Genomic DNA, 16645 nt, shown 5'->3' on the forward strand with positions numbered 1-16645 from the left:
GAGAGCACCGTGGACCGCAGCCCGTCCACCGCGCCGCCCTCCGACGGCGAATCCGGCAGGCCCCCTGCTTTGAACAGAGCATGGGCGATGTCGATCCGGAGGCCGTCCACGCCCTTGTCGAACCAGAAACGCAGCACGCCGTCGAAGTAGTCGCCGACGGCTGGGTTGCGCCAGTTCCAGTTTGGCTGACCGGCGGAGAAGAGGTGCAGGTACCAGTCGGTGTCGGTGTCGGAGCCCGAGCGAACGCGGGCCGGCCGTGAGGGCCTACTGGAACGGATAATCGTCAGCCGGCCACCGCCGCCTTCGCGGCCCGCGAGGCTTCCATCCACTCGCTCAGCCACGGGGCCCGGACGCTGGAGGTGATCCGGCAGTCGGCCACGAAGGTTCCCCTGGCCCCGGCGTCGATCCAGTTAGTGAGCGCGGAGAGGTCCGCCAGCGAGCGGATGATCGCCGATTCGGCGCCGAGCGCTCGGGCGACGCCGCTGAAGTCCACCTCGGGGATCAGCATGGGCTTTTCGGTCAGGCCCTGGGATCCGTACTGGTGGATTTCGGCCCCGTAGGCGGCATCGTTGTAGATCACCACGACGGCGCTGCTGGCCGCCCCAATCAGCGATTCGAGGTCGGACAGGCCCATCAGGAAACCGCCGTCGCCGGAGGCCAGGACCAGGGTGCGGCCGTCCTCCACCGCGCGGGCTGCCCCGACGGCGCTGGCAAGGCCCAGCCCGATGGTCTGGTAGGCGGTCCCCACCATGACCAGGTCCTGCGGCCGCGGGATGCGCCAGTACATGGGTGCCCAGCCGACGAAGTGCCCTCCGTCCTGGACCACCGTGCGGCGCTCCGGCAGCACCGCGTCCAGTGCCTTAGCGAGGGAGCGCGGGTCCAGCCGGCCGTCCGGCGTCTCCGCGGAGCCTGGGTGGTGGGCCGGTCCCTCGGCCAGGCGTTTGCGGGCCTCCGCGCGCCAGGCTCCGGCGGGGCTGGCGGCCGGCGAGGCCGCGTCGTCCAGCATTGTGAGGATGCGTGCCGCGGCAGACTTCACGTCCGCGCTGACGAACGTGTCCACCCGGGGGTGCGTCGGCTGCAGGGCGGCGTCGATCTGGACGACCGTGCTGTCCGGGGCGAGCAGGTGCCCGAAGCGCATGGTGAAGGGGCTCAGGCTTGCCCCGGCCACGAGGATCACATCGGCCTCACCCATGAGCCCGGCCGCGGTGTCCGTGCCGAAGCCGCCCGCGACGCCGAGGTATCCGTCGCCTTCGAGGAGGTTGAGCGCCAGGGCGGTTCCGGCGGTCAGCGCGCCCAGGCGGTCAGCGAGCTCCCGAAGCTCCGGGCCGGCGCCGGCGAGATGTGCGCCGCGGCCGGCGAGGATCAGCGGCCGCTTCGCCCCGGCCAGCAGGCGGGCTACCTGCCCGAGGCCGCCGTCGACGTCGTCACTCACCATGGGTGCCAGCGGCGCGGGAAGCTCTTCGTCCGCCGCCTCGAGTGCCGCGAGGTCGTAAGGGATGGCAATCACGACGGCGGTCCGCTTGGTGAGCGCGTACTCCACCGCCTGCTGTGTGATGGAGCCCGCGGCGTCGCGGGTGACGGTGAAGGTGGCCGCGCCGAGGCCCGCGGCGATGGCTGCCTGGTCCACGTCCTGGGGGCGGGCGCCGCTGGTGGGGGCGTCCCCGGTGACCAGCACGACGGGGATTTGCGCCTGGACCGCTTCGGCCAGTGCGGTGAGCGCGTTGGTGTAGCCGGGGCCGTAGGTGGTGGTGCCCGCGGCGAGGCGGCCCGACGTCCGGTAGTAGGCGTCGGCTGCGGCGATGGCTGCGCCCTCGTGCCGGACGGCGGAGAAGCGGAGGCCCAGCTGCTCGGCGGCGTCCAGGAAGTGGACGTTTCCGTTGCCCATGACGCCGAAGAGATCGGTGAGGTAGCTGCTGAGAACCTGTGCCACGCGGCCGGAAACGGTGAGTGAAGTCATGCAGGAATTGTGTGTGCTGCGTCACGGATCGGCAAGAGCGCTGATTTTCACAGGGACTTTTGGCAGTCGGACAACGTTCAAAGTGAAAATCTGCACAGTTGGGGTCCCGGTGAAGTGCCTTAGTCGGCGGGGCGGGATTCATGCTCCGAGAGCCGGGCCAGCAGGCCGTCGTAGCGCGGCGGCATGAGTTCCAGCACGGAAATGGCCGTGCTGGTCCGCTGGATGCCGTCGATTTCCAGGATCTGGTTGGTGATGCGGTAGAGGTCGGCCGTGCCGCGGGCCACCACCTTGGCCATGAGGTCCGCGTCCCCGGTGGGGGCGTGCACCTTACTGTCGCGAATCCGATTACTGTCGGCTTTGCAACGAAGATTTTACGGCCTTCCACCCGTGATGTCCGAGGGCCGGTCCAATGCTGGGACGATACCAGAAGGTCAAAAGGTTGCTTGGAACGACTCGGCTTCATGAGTCCTGAGCGACAGGATGTCCGTGTCTATCGAGCGCTGCCCACCACCGGGCTTTTCGCCGCGCTGTCCAATCGGGCTCGATGTCGGTGGCGAATGCCAAGCAACCATCCACGTAGTTGATCATTGATAGGGCTGAATCGAAGCGTCGGGTGTTTGCATGAGCTGCTGGACCGTAACGCCCCACGCAGCGAATGTGGTTGTCGACTTGATGCCGGAATTCGGGCAACAGTCTCACCGCCTCTGGGGTCAACATGAGCCCAAGGACAATCTGCCGGGCACCAGGAGTAACAATGCGTGTCTTCCCCTTGTGGACATCGAATCCGGAAAGCGAGATTGCACGCTCGATCTGAGAAATGAGCTTTGAGACTCCGGGGCGGGATAAGCCCTCGTAGGACGAGAATGTGAGGTCATCTGAGTACCTGGTGTACGTTAGTCCAATCTCTTCCGCAATAGAGGTCAGCATCGTGTCAAGGCGAAATGCAATTGTGTTTGCCAAAGCACCGCTGGTTGGGGCACCTTGTGGAAGCACTCCGCGGTGCGGGGTGCCGTAAGCCTCCACACCTCGACCGGAAAGCCAAGGTTTCTGCACGCCGGCGGGTGCGATCGGCTTCGTACATATCCTTGCCATTTCGAGTGCGAGCAGCGCGGGGTATCCGAGGCGTCTAAGCACGCCGTAAACCCGCGACTCTTCGATGCTTCCGAAGAAGTTATGCAGGTCCATCTTCAGCAACCAGTTCGCTCCCAGATGTAATTCAGCACAGTGCTTTATGGATCGACCACGCCGATACGCGAATGCCGCATCGTGGAACTGTAGCCCAGTCAGGACGTTCGACAGCATCCAGCGCTGAACATGCATGAGGTTGGGATTGGGTGCCGAGATTTCCCTGAAAGAACCGTCCCTCTTGCGCCGTCGGATCGAAGAGTACTCATTCAAACGTCGTTCAACAATTGATCTGAGGTATCCCCATTCAGTACCGGTTTCCCGAGCTAGGTGACGCAAAGTGAGAAGAGGGAACGCGTTGTTCGCCGCGATTGCTCGCTGATAGGCCCCGGCCCGACGAAGCATGTCGACGTCGCGGCCAAGTGTTAGGCCTTCAGCTATGTAGTGATGAGGAGATGGCAAATTTGGACCTACTCTGATGGGAGATCCCGGAGGGATCCACGGGCAGGAAGAGCCCGGAGGCGCACGCAGGGCGGCCTGTCCGTGCTTGCACGCGTTGCGCGAGCTAGTCCGAATGCGCCGGCTATCCGGGGCACCGAGGTTCGAAAACGAACCAGTTGAGCAATATGGCTCAACGAGTCACGACGACGCCGCAACTTCATTGCTAGGCCACCTTCTACCATCTCCTCACCTCAATGATTTAGGATAGTAGGGTCGCGGGCTTACTGAAGTGGGTTGGTGCTCGACACGCCGAACTTTGCGCTTGCCGGCGGCCAACTCTGCAATTCCGGACTGCGTCAGGCTGTGACTGTCCGAGATCCAACCTTGGGACACCAGATAGCCCAGAAGTGCCGAAACCTCAGCCTGGGTAAGGTCCAGTGCAAGCCCCAAGAGCAAGGCACGCTCGGGTGAAGCCCTCAAAAGTGCCAGCGCAGCGAGGATATCGCGATTGCTTTCCCGTTGTTGTTTGCGGATGCTGATCGACAGGCGCTCTTGGCGAACGGCCTCCACCACATCATTGTGCGCAACTGGTGCCTCCGATGAGTCGAGGAGTTCACCAATCACTCCAGTTGGAACCAATCGCCCACCTTTTCCTTCGAATAGAGGCGCCCAATCACCACCTGTCTGTCGGAAGACTCTGGGAACCGTATTTGGGACTCGGTCCTGAAACCCAAATAGGCTGGCCTGCTCCCCATAGCCAAGAACCGTGGACCCCCGTCCGTAACGGCGGCAAAGAGAGATTGCATCCGCGATGACGTCATTAGGCCACGGCAGACTTCGTATGGTTGGTGCACGTCGAACGAACCGAAGGGAGTCCACAGCCGCCAACTGAGAAAGTGCCTTTTCACCTTCTTTCGATACGGCATATGCGACGACCTTTAACTCAAACCAGCGAAACGATCGCCAGCTCTTCAGCGTGGGGTTTCGCAGTAATGCGCGTACGTACTTCGCAACCTGCGCACCTGTCTCAATTGTGTCAGTGACCACGATAATTGTGCGTAACTTCTTGTCCCGGAGTACTGAGAGTTGTGTTGTCGGTGAAAGCACGCCCTTACCCTGAACGTCTCTTAGCAGATGGCCAATGAGGCCTTCGCTACCAGGCATTGATGGGATATCCATGCCTGACTCAAAGTTTCCGAAGGCGACCAAAGGTTCGCTTTGATGCAGATGGTTTGCGCTGCGGATATCGCCAATATCCATCGCTGGAATGACCCAGACAGTGCCAGTTTTCTGAGCCGTAGTTATCTCGGTCCTGAGGAGGTCAAGAAGCTGCGCACGCGCGGATGTCCAGCTGTCGAGCGCGAACGCGTCGAGCAGTTTCCGTGCGAGTTGGCGATCTTCGCGCGCGAAGTTCTCAAGCCACATGCCTCCAACTTCAGTGTCAGACAATGTCATGTTTTTTCCCAGCCAACTCACTAAATCCACAGCGTTCCCGTCCATTGTGACAGGCCTGTGAACAACACGTGCTTCGCGTGTCGCTCGTGGCGTGCATCACCCGCGCTTAGGCGGAGGGGCGGGACTCCTGTTCCGACAGCCGGCTCAGGAGGCCGTCGTAGCGCGGGGGCATGAGCTCCAGCACGGAAATGGCGGTGCTGGTCCGCTGGATGCCGTCGATCTCCAGGATCTGGTTGGTGATGCGGTAGAGGTCGGCCGTGCCGCGGGCCACCACTTTGGCCATGAGGTCCGCGTCCCCGGTGGTTGCGTGCACCTCGATGATCTCCGGGATCGCGGCGAGCCCGTCCTCCACGGCCCCGGTCCGCGTCTGGCTGATGGACAACGACAGGAAGGCCATGAGCTCATAGCCCAGCGCGGCGGGGTCCAGCCTGCGGCTGAACGACCGGAGGGCGCCGCTGCGCTCGAGCCGCGACAGCCGGGCATGGACCGTGTTCCGGGCGACGCCGAGCGTCCGCGAGAGTGCCAGGGCGCTGGCTTCTGGATCTTTGTCCATGGCCAGGATGATCCGGCCGTCAAGGGAATCCAGGGTGCGAGGGTTCGGGTTGGTCATATTTTCACCGCAAACTGTAGGAGTTGAGCAGAAGTCCCAATGGGATGAGGTTAGCTTGCATTGTGTGGCGGGTCACAATCATGATCAGTCCTCATGACCCATGATCAGCTCCTCACCGCCCCCGACGCAGCGTTTCCCACCCTTCGCGGGGCTGTGGCCGGACTGCCGTCCTACGTCCCGGGACGGAAGAGTGCCGGCCTGGACATTGCCGCCCTCGCCAGCAACGAAAGCCACTACGAGCCGCTGCCCGCGGCCGCTGCTGCCGTGACCGAAGCGGCCGGCACCATGAACCGCTACCCTGACAGCGCCGCCGTCGAACTCCGCGAACGGCTGGCCCGGCACCTGGGCGTCACCGCCGGGGAGGTCGCTGTGGGACCCGGCAGCGTGGGGGTCCTCCAGCAGATCATCACCGGACTGTGCGACGCCGGCGACGAAGTGATCTTCGCCTGGCGCTCCTTCGAGGCGTACCCCATCCTGGTGGAGCTGGCCGGCGCCCGCCCGGTCCGCATCCCGCTGGACGACGCCGAGGGCCACGACCTCGAGGCCATGGCCGCGGCCGTCACCCGCCGCACCAAGGTGATCCTGCTCTGCACCCCCAACAACCCCACGGGCGTGCCCATCAGCCACGAGCGCATCGAGGCCTTCCTGCAGTCCGTCCGCTCCGAGATCCTCGTGGTGGTCGATGAGGCCTACGTGGAGTACGCCGACGCGGGCAGCGGTCCCGATTCCCTGGCGCTCTACCGCCAGTACCCGAACGTCTGCATCCTGCGCACCTTTTCGAAGGCCTACGGACTGGCTGGCCTGCGCGTGGGCTACGCCGTGGCGGCACCGGCCATCGCCGAGGGACTGCGCCGCACCGCCCTTCCCTTTTCGGTGAGCGCGCTGGCCCAGAAAGCTGCGATCGCATCGCTGGACGCCGGGGACCAGATGGAAGCGCGGGTGGCAGCCGTCAAACAGGAGCGCGCCCGGATGGCCGCGCAGCTGGAAGCGCAGGGCTGGACACTGCAGCCAAGCCAGGGCAATTTCCTGTGGATCCGCGCGGATGACAGCCTCCGGGCCAAGCTGGTGGACGCGTTCGACCGCGCAGACATCTTGGTCCGGGGCTACCAGGGCGACGGCGTGCGGATCACCGTTGCCGATCCCGCCTCCAACGACCGCGTGCTCCGGCTGTTAGAAGCCCACGCCGCCTAGAAACCACTGACCTTAACTAACCCGTTCGACCAAAAACCAGAGGACTCCCCATGGAACAACAGACAAAGACGTCTGGCCGCGCACTGGGCGCCGCACTCAAACCCCGCCAGCTCACCATGATGGGCCTCGGAAGCGCCATCGGCGCCGGCCTCTTCATCGGCTCCGGCGCCGGCATCCAGGCGGCCGGCCCGGCCGTGCTGATCTCCTACCTCGTCGCCGGCACGCTGATCATCCTGGTGATGTGGGCGCTCGGCGAGATGGCCGCCGCCAACCCGGACAGCGGCGCCTTCTCCGTCTACACCGCGAAGGCCTACGGGCCGGTGGCAGGTGCCACCGTGGGCTGGCTGTGGTGGGTGCAGCTGGTGGTGGTCATCGCGGCCGAAGCGCTCGGTGCTGCAGGCCTGCTGGCCACCATCTTCCCCGCCCTGCCGGTGTGGCTGATGGCTTTTGTGTTCATCGTGGTGCTCACCGCCGTGAACCTCACCAGCGTGAAGAACTTCGGCGAGTTCGAGTTCTGGTTTGCGCTGCTCAAGGTGGCGGCAATCGTCGGGTTCCTCCTGGTGGGCTTTGCGCTGCTCTTCGGCTGGCTGCCGGGCGTGCAGTCGCCGGGCCTGTCCAAGTTCATGGGTGAGGGGTTCGCGCCCAGCGGCTTTGCCGGGATCGCGACGGCGCTGTTCGTGGTGGCGTTCGCGTTCGGCGGCACCGAGATTGTCTCCGTCGCCGCGGCTGAGACCGCCGAGCCTGCCCGCAGCGTGAAGACGGCAGTCCGCACGGTGCTGTGGCGCATCCTGGTCTTCTACATCGGCGCGATCTTCATTATCGCGGCCGTTGTTCCGGTGGGTTCGGCAGGGCTGAAGAGCCCGTTCGCTGCCGTGCTGGAGGCTGCCGGCATGCCCGGCGCAGCCACCGCCATCACCCTGGTGGCCGTCGCGGCGTTGCTTTCGGCCCTCAACGCCAACCTCTACGGTGCGTCGCGGATGGCGTACTCCCTCGCGGAGCGCGGTGAGGCACCACGCCTGCTTGCCTCGGTGTCCAAGGCCCGGGTCCCGGTGGCCGCGGTCCTGGCCAGCGTCGCCTTCGGCGTGGTCACCGTTGTGCTGGAGCTGGCCTTCCCCGAAATGGTCCTTCCCGTCCTGCTCAACATTGTGGGGTCAACGTGCCTGCTGGTGTGGACGTCCGCCCTGCTGGCCCAGCTCGCGCTGCGCCTCCGCGCCGACCGCGAGGGCACCGAGCTGCCGCTGCGGATGCCCGGCTTCCCGGCGCTCACGGTATTTGGCCTGGTAATCCTCGCGGCGATCTTCACGGTGGGCTTCATCGGCGAGGACTCCCGCCCCCAGCTCCTGAGCACCTTCACGCTCGTGGCGCTGCTGGCGGTGGGGTGCTGGCTGAACCAGCGGAACCGGAAGGCTGCGCCGGTTGAGGACTCCCCGGAGCGTGCCAAGGAGCCGGTACTGATCGACTAAGTCACCTGCTACGGACCCGCATCGCGGGGTCGGCGCATGCGGAGGGCGCGTCCGGTCTTGCCGGGCGCGCCCTTCGCGATGTTTTGCGGGGCTGGCCAGGACGAGCGGGAAATCGGCTGGGTGGCGGTTGGGTCGTAGACGGCATGGTTGTCGTCGACGGGTGCGCTGGGAGTTTGGATTTGTTGGTACTGGCGACGGAGATGAGAATGACACCGGCGGCTCGGTAGGTGCGGAGGTAGCCGGCGGTGTAGACGGACGCGGCCTGGTGCGGCCGATTATCACGGCGTAGCCGCGTTCTTGGGCTTCCCTTCTCCACGCCCCGCATGACCTGGGAGGCCAGCCCATCCGAGACCATGAGAGCTTTCTCGCTGCCCCATTCTTTTCGTCCTAAGCGTCACGCTCGGAGGATCATCAAAGGGCCCAGTAAATGGTTACAGTCAGGACATCCAGACCAGAGGATTGCGCCACAGGCCGGTTTCGGTAACCCAGCTGCGAAACGGGTCAGGATGTAGTGTCCGACGTTCGGGCCCGACGTTGCTCCAGCCACTGGTTGCTGAAGTGCTCCCAGACTTGGGAATACTCATCGTGGAAGGCCATGATTTTGGTCCGATCCAGATTCCGTTCCTCTGTGTCGGCCACATACATGGTCAGCTCGTTATCGATACGGTGCCATTCAGCGAGTGCTTCCTCGGCCAGCACCCAACGAGATCGCCAGTTAAAAAACGGCTCAATAGCGCTAAGTGTCGTGACAAGTGCGGAGAAGATAAAGCCCCATTGAGCGGGACCGGTCAACTCCGCCAGCCCAAGAATTACGGTCGCGGTCGCTGAAAGCGCCAAACCGAGCAAGTGCGTCCCACTGGCCATGATTCTCCATGACTGGCGGCGCCACCTGGCGTAGGTCTTCGCGCTGTACAGGTTGGTTCTAACTCGTGCGGCGAGGTCGAAGGTAGAAAGCCCCGCGGCCAACGCAACTGTTGGCTCGCGGGGAACGGGCTGAAATTCGGAACGTTTCTGGAAAAGATTCGATAGTGGCACTCGGCCATTCTGCATGACTTTTCCCTATCGGGGGGCCTTAGGTGTGGAACGGTGATAAGAACTTGACGGATTCCGGAACTTTAGGTGCACCGCCTGTATCCAGTTCGTCACACGTCTGAGGGCTAGGCCAAACGGTGGACCGCTCCTGAGTTCCTCCGCGAATTGGCGCTATCGGTGTCGTATCCGCGGTCCCACTGCTCAACCTATTCCACGTCGACGACATCAAGCGTCCCCTCTCCGTTCCTCACGACTTCCTTGAAAGTGACTCGGTCTGCGCTCCCATTCAGGAACGATCGAATTTTTGCTCGTTCGGGCTCCTGCATTTTTACACCGAAAATCACTTCACGAAGGGGACCCGGATACGGGATCTCCCGATCACCTCGTTCTACAACATGCCGCCACTCGTCCTCGTACGCCCAGGCTGGTGACTTCCGGAACAACACATGTCTCAGCGACTCCGTTTCCAAATTCAAGCTGGTAACGACCCTCCGAAACCCAAAGCTGTCGCAGTCGAAAAATGACTTCGTAACAAGCAGCCTGTCCAGATCCATTTCAGGGACAGTCTCGGCGTAGTTCACTGGGCTTGTTCGTACATCATCGGCTAGCGGAGTACCCGAACGCCGTTCAAAGCCGAGGCAGTACCCGCGGTGACCGTCAGCGTAGTGGGACCACATGAGCATTACGTCCGGCTTGGCGGACAGCGAAAGAATCCCAACGTTCTGGAGTGTCTGACGGGCTAAGTCCATGAAGTCCGTGGGTTCCTGCAAGGTCGAAACACCGTCGGGCCGAGCATAAATGATGCCCAGGATAGCCTTCTTTTCGTCAAGGGTCTGTGCCGCCCGGAGTCTTTCAGCTAATACTCCGAGGCCGCGGCTGGATATCCCGTATTTGGATCTTCCGTTGGCGGCGCAAGCTTCAAGTTGCATCCCGGTGAAGAATATGGTGTTAGCCCAGTGCCGGGTGTTTGCTTCAGCAGCAGACGTAGCGAGACCGATAAGCGTTGCTTGGCATTCGAACGGATCGTTGAGGCTGCAAGGCTTGGCGGCCCACAACCTACCCGCTGCTAGCATCGGCCCTGTGTAGTTCGTGACCGGTCGATATTTGTACAGCAACCTAGGAGTGGTCGCACGCCCCGCGGGCGCAGCAGCGCCTGTGCCGGAGACGATCCCGCACGGTGCGTCGCTATCCGGGTAGTCAATAATCATGCATAAAGACATTCAATAGACCGTGCAAATGTCAACTCGGCGCGGGTAGAAGCGCTGATCTAGTGGAAACACCGAGGAAGTCGCCGGTTTCAGCCCCGGACAAGACTTAACGTATTTCCTCCGTCTGATGACCGTTGTGCCCCTTCACGGACAGTAGCAGCGAGTGGCTGAAAACTTGGTGCGAAGCTACCCCGACTTCTCAAACCGCGTATGTCGTTTGGCATGCCCACTTCAGCCCAATACCCTGGCGCAGTGAATAATTTCTTTGGGGGAGTGGCAGCGGAGCAGCTGCCCGAGGGACTTTACGAACTTCTGAACACTGATGTCCTCCATGACCATCTGAGCCAGGAGCAAGAACTCCACCCCGTCTTCGCAGAAATCGAAGACCAAGACTCACCGGACATCCTCTCCCGCCACGTCGCCGACGCCGTCCGGCGGGCCCTGGCTGCAGCCAAACCGGCCGACCGCGTCGCCCTCGCGAACAAGCTCCTCCAAGAGCTGAACACCGGAGAGCGCATCGCAACCGGTCCCACCCAGCTCCAGTCCCTCCACCGCCCAGACACGCTCAAGCGCCGAAGTCTCCGCCGACCCACCACCAAACTCAGCGACTCGGCCCTGCTCACCAACAGCAAGGACGATCCAAACCTCGCCGCGGAACTCAGGACCGAGATCGAATCCGCCAACACCGTCGACCTGCTCTGCGCTTTTGTCCGCTGGACCGGTCTCAGGCTCCTGGAACCAGCCCTGGCGCAACTCAAAGAGCGTGGCGCCAGCCTCCTGGTCATCACCACCACCTACATGGGTGGCACGGAACGCCGCGCCATCGACGAGCTAGTCAATCGCTACGGCGCCGAAGTCAAAATCAGCTACGAAACCCAGGCCACGCGCCTGCACGCCAAGGCCTGGCTGTTCCGCCGGGATTCCGGATTCGACACCGCTTACGTCGGCAGCTCCAACCTCAGCCAGGCGGCCCTCCTGGACGGCCTCGAATGGAACGTCAGGCTCAGCTCGGTCGGCACGCCCGCCCTGCTGCAGAAGTTCGAGGTCACCTTCGACAGCTACTGGGCGCAGCGCGCCTTCCAAAGCTATGATCCCGAACGCGACGGCGAAAAGCTGGATGCCGCCCTGGAACGCAACGGCGGCCGGCGCACAGCCGTCCCAGGGGCAGCCACCGGACTCGAGGTCCGGCCGTACCTCCACCGGGAGGAGATGCTCGAGGACCTGGAAGCCGAGCGGCTCAAAGGCTTCAACCACAACCTCCTGGTCGCCGCCGCTGGCACCGGCAAAACCGTGATTGCCGCTCTCGACTACAAGCGGCTCTGGGAGGCGGCCGGCCGCGACTTGAAGCTGCTCTTTGTCGCCCACCGCCAGGATATCCTCAAGCAGGCCATGCGCACCTACCGCGACGTTATGCAGGACGGCGCCTTGGGCGAGCTCTACGTCGGCGAGCACAAACCCGCCGAGTGGAAGCACATCTTCGCCTCCGTCCAGTCGCTCTCCTCCCTCGGAATCGAGCAGCTGGAGCCGGACTTCTTCGACGTCGTGGTCATCGATGAATTCCACCACGCCATGGCGCCCACCTACCGCCGGCTGCTGGACCACCTCCAGCCGCAGCAGCTCCTCGGGCTGACCGCCACGCCGGAACGCGGCGACGGCGTCGACGTCGCCCAGCAGTTCTTCGACGGCCGCACCGCAAGCGAACTGCGCCTCTGGGATGCCCTGGACGCGGATCTGCTGGTGCCGTTCCACTACTTTGGCGTCTCGGACGACGTCGAGCCCAGCCAGCTGGAATGGAAGCGCGGCAACTACGACACCGCGCAGCTGAACAACCTCTACACCGGCGACGACGCCCGCGCCGCCAAGGTGATCCGGGAACTCCGCGACAAGGTCACCAGCACGGACCAGATGCGGGCCATCGGCTTCTGCGTCTCGGTCCAGCACGCCCACTACATGGCGCTGGTGTTCAACCGCGCCGGCATCGCCTCCGTTGCCGTCGACGGCAGCACCGACGACGCCGACCGCGCGGCGGCGCGGAAGCGGCTCGCCGCACGCGAGATCAACTGCATCTTCGCCGTCGACCTCTTTAACGAGGGCCTGGCCTCAGGTGGATACCATCCTGCTGCTCCGGCTCACACAGAGGCCTGGATCTTCCTTTCGAGGGGGACGCAATAGAATTGTCGCGGCCATCGAATGCCTGCGATGGACGCGAGCCTCGGAGGCGAGTGTCGCGGCCTCTGCATTCTCGTCTGAACCGTATTCTGATCGAATGCCTAACCAAACACGCTCGCTCCAATGGTCTGATGACGAGCTCGACGCTCTCATAGACAGCTATTTGGGGATGTTGAAGGACGAAATTGCAGGTACGAGCTACAACAAGCGTCAAAACAACCTGAAGCTACAGGAGTACGTGAAGAGGACGCACGCCTCTATCGAGTTCAAGTTCTGCAACTTGAGCGCCGTCTTGGACGGGTTGGGTCGAAAATACATATCTGGGTACAAGCCACGTCCCCACTTTCAGGCGGCCCTGCAAGTCCGGCTACTTCAGAGGCTTGACGAGTTTCCTTTAGCGGAAGGTTCCGATCCCGACGACGACTTGGCGAGTTCCGAAGCCTCAACCCGTGATGATCCAACGCCGACTGCAGTCCCTAAGTCCAGCCGAGCGTCCGGTGGTACCTTTGAGCCACGCAATGAGGGGGAGTTTGTGAACGCCGAAGAGAGCGCCTACTGGCATGCACTGGGGGAGTTGTGGGATCGGACAACTGGCGGAAGTGATGTCGCTGCGAAACCGACGACCGACGATGGCAGTCCCCTGCCGACAGCGCCTCGGCCAGCTGGGGTCGAGGAAGCTTGCGCCTGGTTTAAGAGCGGTCTAACCGGCGACTCGCTTCCCCGCTTTCTTTTCCTCGTGGGAGGCCCGGGGGCCGGGAAATCCCATGCCACAGCTGATATCGTCGCCGGGCTGGACCCGATTGAGGCCCCCGAAGATGGACTGGCTCACCGGAGCTATCGATATAACGCCGGGAGAAGGGAGCTTCTACTCATCAACGACGCCACGATTGGAAGCACTGGGCACCGGAGGAATCCGCTTACCAAGGAAATTGACGCGTCTGTCCGTGCGGGTATGCATTTTGTGGCGTGCGTCAATCGTGGCATTCTCGTTGAAGAAGCAGCTTCGATCAATGCCACACCAACATTCGACTTCTCTCCGGGGCAAGCGCTCCTGAGCTGGTTGGCAGGGCATGCACAAGGGGAATCGAACTGGAATGTCCAAACCGACTGCGATGAGCCCTATCTGCGAGCCGGCCACCTTTTTGATGGTCCCAACATCGTAGCTAGCGTATTAGTCGTGTACGTTGACGTCTGCTCGCTGCTTGAACGGCGCCCAAAGGTAATCATCACGTCGAGCAAAGAAGACGGCACCCTTTTCGCGGCTGAACCATATCAAATCGCGGACTTTGCGAAGCGGACTTCTATGGACATGATTACGCCCGCTGGCGCTCTATTCAGCCATGTCATCGACTACGTCTCGACCGGCGACTTTAACGACGGTACAGAAGACTTGGTGGATCCGATTAGAGCGAATATTGAGTCCCTTCGCTCGAGCCGTGTTCGCGCTGGAATCATGACCGTGGTGCGTGGGGCCGAGCTCAGCTCCGGACAGCGCATGACGTTCCGCGAGATGTGGGGAACAGTCACCCGTTGCGTCCTCGGGGACGCGCCGGATCAGGTTGCCAGAGACGACCTCCGCGGCCTCATTACTCGGCTCCAGCCAAACAACGGCGACCCGGTATTGCGTTTCAAGGACCTTCAGTTGCTCGCAGGCTTGCGCTTCTCCCAGGCCATCTTTGGTGGTAGGAATCCCGGTTCCGAGAGCTTCGATCCACTGGGTAATCCGATCACGAAGCTGACACATTTCGTGGACCCAATGAGAGACGCTATTCCAGGGCGCTACGATCGAACCTGGGATTCCGGCTGGGCGACACCCTTGGCCGACTCTTTCGCTGGTCCCGTGACGAACGGTTCACCGCTCGAAAGTCTGGAGGAGGACCTCAAGAGTCTGGAGGAGGACCTAAATTCGCCGGATCCTTTCTGCGAGGTCTTAACAGAGTTCGATAGAACCGTGGACCAGGCGTTTGTCGATGCCATGCAAAGCACCAAAATCAGAGATAAAGATCGCTACGCTTTTATTTCCTGGTACGGGGGATATCTCGGACGCCTGTACGCCCTTGCCAATGGGATCCCCGCCTTCAGACCTCAGGTCGCTGCATGGACTCAAGCCTGGTACCTCAGTCCGAACCTCCCCGACGAGTTGGGATTCGGCCTTCGTACCCTACTGCGTCCGAAGCGCAGGCCGGGGGATATCGAATCTGCATCGTTGATTCCGATTCTAGCGAGCCGGACTGATCCGATTGTTGGTGTGCAATCCGAGCCAAAGCTTGCACTCAAGACCGGCGACGTCGAAATGAAGACGTTCAGGGACTCTGAAGCTCTGTTCCTAATCCTGAGCGAGCAGGGCAAGGAGATCTCCCGCATGCCTCTGGACTTTCCGCTGGTCAGGGAGGCCTTGGCTTGCGGGCACGAACACGCCGGAGTTACCGAAATGACAGACGTGACGTCCCCCCGTCTGGAGAGATTCAGAGCGGCCCGACTAATTCCTGCTCAATTGAATCAGGCCAACTACCGTGTTGTCGTGGGTAATTCGGACTACAGCATGAACGTGACTGGAGGTTACTAATGGTCGCTGCGACACACATCCTTCTTCCATTGAACCGGCCCCAATATGTGTCTGTGCCGGAAGCGTTCATATCATCACTAGCATGGATGGTTCACGACCATCGTTCGAAGGAAATATCCGAAAACGGTGTTCCATTGGGCTATATGTTCAGGTCCGAAACCTCCGGCACGGCGACCCTGAAGATCAGGGCTACGGCTCCGCAGGCCCAGAAGTTGGCGGATTACGGTCAACAGCTTGCTGTTCAAGGACTTGCAACAAACGCAAAATACGAGATCGACATGGCTGCAGCAGTACTGAATAGTGTTGCGGGAGTTCAGGCTGAGAAGAGCAAGAGCCAAGCCGCCAGCCCCATTACGCCTGCTTTTGCACTGCTCCAAGATATGCGCGGTTTCCAAAGGACGAAGAACCCGCCGGATCTGGGGGGCATTCTTGAAGCCCTCTTCCGGCTTGGCCTCACAGCGGACGACGAAAGAACATCAGCTGCTCGGCTCTGGCTCAACGCAGCGAACAGACGCTGTGAAATAGACCCCCTGTTGTCTGCCATCAATAATGCGACAAAGGTAGCGCTCCTCGATGCGGGATATCCGGAACGACTTGAGGGAGATGACGGGGACAGGACCAATGCCACGGAACCTGACCGGACGGGCCTGTACGAGGGCACCCCATTCTCCTGGTTCGCAAGGGCATGGCAGAAACTGACGAGCGACGAATGGGTCAATGCGCTTCCGGCCAGGGTATGGGTTGATTGGGCCACCACCGTACTGCGCCTCGCCCTCGGACAAGGCTTCCTTTGGGAAGCTGCCTGGTACGAAACTCTGGCTCGTCGGATCCTGAGCGGCAAACCGGGCAACTGGAGTGAGGTCAGGGAGCAGGTACCGGAGATCCTTCCCTGGAAATCGAGTCGTTCGTCGGTTGCTGTTAGGGATGTAGCTCCTCTGCTCTCCTGGCGCGTGCATCGGGGCTCAAGGATCCGGAAGATCCTGGAGGAGTGGCTTGAGTCGCATCAGGCAGCTCAGATGGATTTTGTTACCGCGCTGGCTCAAATGTCGAAGGATGAGGATGTCAAGGGGTCCCTAACCGTCGCTCTCGGCAGCGGGGAACGGTCGGCGGCTAATACGTGGGAAGCGGTCAAATATGCGTTGCTGACGCGCGACGCAAGTGGCCCTTTCGCCGACTACTACGGACTCCTACGGTCAAGCGGTCGCTTTCTAACCGTACAACCGGGGACAGAGTGGATGGCCGTTGTTGCGAGCCTCTCCTGTGACGGACCCGGGAAGACCTCGGATGTGGCCACCCTGATGCTGAGTCTCCAGGAACTCGGTCTGAGACCCGAGGCCGGCGACCTGATTCAGCTGCTCGAGAAGGCTGGACTGGCGCGGGGCAGCGCCGATGCCGATCGCGGCGTCATCATCGAAAGTGCGTTCTAGG

The 16645-nt window shown here is 62.1% G+C and carries 11 protein-coding genes and 2 pseudogenes; 5 read left to right on the forward strand and 8 right to left on the reverse strand.

The features are described from left to right. Positions 1 to 47 precede the first annotated feature (47 nt). The 6 genes and pseudogenes from AC1DK9_RS16245 to AC1DK9_RS16270 form a co-directional block, all read right to left on the reverse strand. Positions 48 to 341 (reverse strand): annotated as a pseudogene (locus tag AC1DK9_RS16245) (alpha-amylase family glycosyl hydrolase); the annotation flags it as partial. Further along, the gene (locus tag AC1DK9_RS16250) at positions 284 to 1957 is read right to left on the reverse strand and encodes a thiamine pyrophosphate-binding protein (protein ID WP_476916584.1); all 1674 of its coding nucleotides are present in this window, start codon (positions 1955 to 1957) and stop codon (positions 284 to 286) included. The pseudogene AC1DK9_RS16245 and the gene AC1DK9_RS16250, both read right to left, overlap by 58 nt. A gap of 119 nt (positions 1958 to 2076) precedes the next feature. Next, a pseudogene (locus tag AC1DK9_RS16255) lies at positions 2077 to 2286 on the reverse strand (Lrp/AsnC ligand binding domain-containing protein); the annotation flags it as partial. 130 nt (positions 2287 to 2416) lie between these two features. Beyond that, positions 2417 to 3355 (reverse strand): reverse transcriptase family protein, encoded by a 939-nt coding sequence (locus tag AC1DK9_RS16260; protein WP_476916585.1) that lies wholly within the window; start codon positions 3353 to 3355, stop codon positions 2417 to 2419. A gap of 414 nt (positions 3356 to 3769) precedes the next feature. Beyond that, a complete protein-coding gene (locus tag AC1DK9_RS16265) occupies positions 3770 to 5023 on the reverse strand; it encodes a phosphoribosyltransferase-like protein (RefSeq protein WP_476916586.1) in 1254 nt (417 codons plus the stop codon). Between the two features lie 61 nt (positions 5024 to 5084). Beyond that, on the reverse strand, positions 5085 to 5588 hold the full coding sequence (locus AC1DK9_RS16270) for an Lrp/AsnC family transcriptional regulator (RefSeq protein ID WP_476916587.1): 504 nt from the start codon (positions 5586 to 5588) through the stop codon (positions 5085 to 5087). A 93-nt stretch (positions 5589 to 5681) separates the two neighbouring features. On the opposite strand from AC1DK9_RS16270, the gene hisC reads away from it, so the two are divergent. Beyond that, the gene (hisC, locus tag AC1DK9_RS16275) at positions 5682 to 6779 is read left to right on the forward strand and encodes a histidinol-phosphate transaminase (RefSeq protein ID WP_476916588.1); all 1098 of its coding nucleotides are present in this window, start codon (positions 5682 to 5684) and stop codon (positions 6777 to 6779) included. Positions 6780 to 6829: 50 nt separating this feature from the next. Then, positions 6830 to 8242, forward strand: a complete 1413-nt coding sequence (locus AC1DK9_RS16280) for an amino acid permease (RefSeq protein WP_476916589.1) — start codon at positions 6830 to 6832, stop codon at positions 8240 to 8242. A 501-nt stretch (positions 8243 to 8743) separates the two neighbouring features. Here the strand turns inward: AC1DK9_RS16280 and AC1DK9_RS16285 are convergent. Both AC1DK9_RS16285 and AC1DK9_RS16290 read right to left on the reverse strand, forming a co-directional pair. Next, positions 8744 to 9277: an SLATT domain-containing protein gene (locus AC1DK9_RS16285; RefSeq protein ID WP_476916590.1), complete on the reverse strand. Its 534-nt coding sequence runs from the start codon at positions 9275 to 9277 to the stop codon at positions 8744 to 8746. 203 nt (positions 9278 to 9480) lie between these two features. Further along, complete coding sequence (locus AC1DK9_RS16290) at positions 9481 to 10482, reverse strand: DUF2971 domain-containing protein (protein WP_476916591.1); 1002 nt, start codon at positions 10480 to 10482, stop codon at positions 9481 to 9483. A gap of 252 nt (positions 10483 to 10734) precedes the next feature. Between AC1DK9_RS16290 and AC1DK9_RS16295 the strand changes: the two genes are divergently transcribed. The 3 genes from AC1DK9_RS16295 (at position 10735) to AC1DK9_RS16305 (ending at position 16644) form a co-directional block, all read left to right on the forward strand. After that, positions 10735 to 12654 carry a DEAD/DEAH box helicase gene (locus tag AC1DK9_RS16295; protein WP_476916592.1) on the forward strand — a complete coding sequence of 640 codons (1920 nt, stop codon included), beginning with the start codon at positions 10735 to 10737 and terminating at the stop codon, positions 12652 to 12654. 94 nt (positions 12655 to 12748) lie between these two features. Further along, the gene (locus AC1DK9_RS16300) at positions 12749 to 15217 is read left to right on the forward strand and encodes a hypothetical protein (RefSeq protein WP_476916593.1); all 2469 of its coding nucleotides are present in this window, start codon (positions 12749 to 12751) and stop codon (positions 15215 to 15217) included. After that, on the forward strand, positions 15217 to 16644 hold the full coding sequence (locus AC1DK9_RS16305) for a hypothetical protein (protein WP_476916594.1): 1428 nt from the start codon (positions 15217 to 15219) through the stop codon (positions 16642 to 16644). Before AC1DK9_RS16300 ends, AC1DK9_RS16305 begins: the two co-directional genes overlap by 1 nt. The last annotated feature ends 1 nt before the right edge of the window (position 16645 follow it).

Source organism: Arthrobacter sp. 01T414 (assembly GCF_056398965.1).

What these genes read in the sequence shown, in the direction of transcription:
- AC1DK9_RS16250 (WP_476916584.1), bottom strand. Translation starts at nt 1,957, where the DNA reads ATGACTTCACTCACCGTTTCCGGCCGCGTGGCACAGGTTCTCAGCAGC.
- AC1DK9_RS16265 (WP_476916586.1), bottom strand. Translation starts at nt 5,023, where the DNA reads ATGGACGGGAACGCTGTGGATTTAGTGAGTTGGCTGGGAAAAAACATG.
- AC1DK9_RS16270 (WP_476916587.1), bottom strand. Translation starts at nt 5,588, where the DNA reads ATGACCAACCCGAACCCTCGCACCCTGGATTCCCTTGACGGCCGGATC.
- hisC (WP_476916588.1), top strand. Translation starts at nt 5,682, where the DNA reads ATGACCCATGATCAGCTCCTCACCGCCCCCGACGCAGCGTTTCCCACC.
- AC1DK9_RS16280 (WP_476916589.1), top strand. Translation starts at nt 6,830, where the DNA reads ATGGAACAACAGACAAAGACGTCTGGCCGCGCACTGGGCGCCGCACTC.
- AC1DK9_RS16290 (WP_476916591.1), bottom strand. Translation starts at nt 10,482, where the DNA reads ATGATTATTGACTACCCGGATAGCGACGCACCGTGCGGGATCGTCTCC.
- AC1DK9_RS16300 (WP_476916593.1), top strand. Translation starts at nt 12,749, where the DNA reads ATGCCTAACCAAACACGCTCGCTCCAATGGTCTGATGACGAGCTCGAC.
- AC1DK9_RS16305 (WP_476916594.1), top strand. Translation starts at nt 15,217, where the DNA reads ATGGTCGCTGCGACACACATCCTTCTTCCATTGAACCGGCCCCAATAT.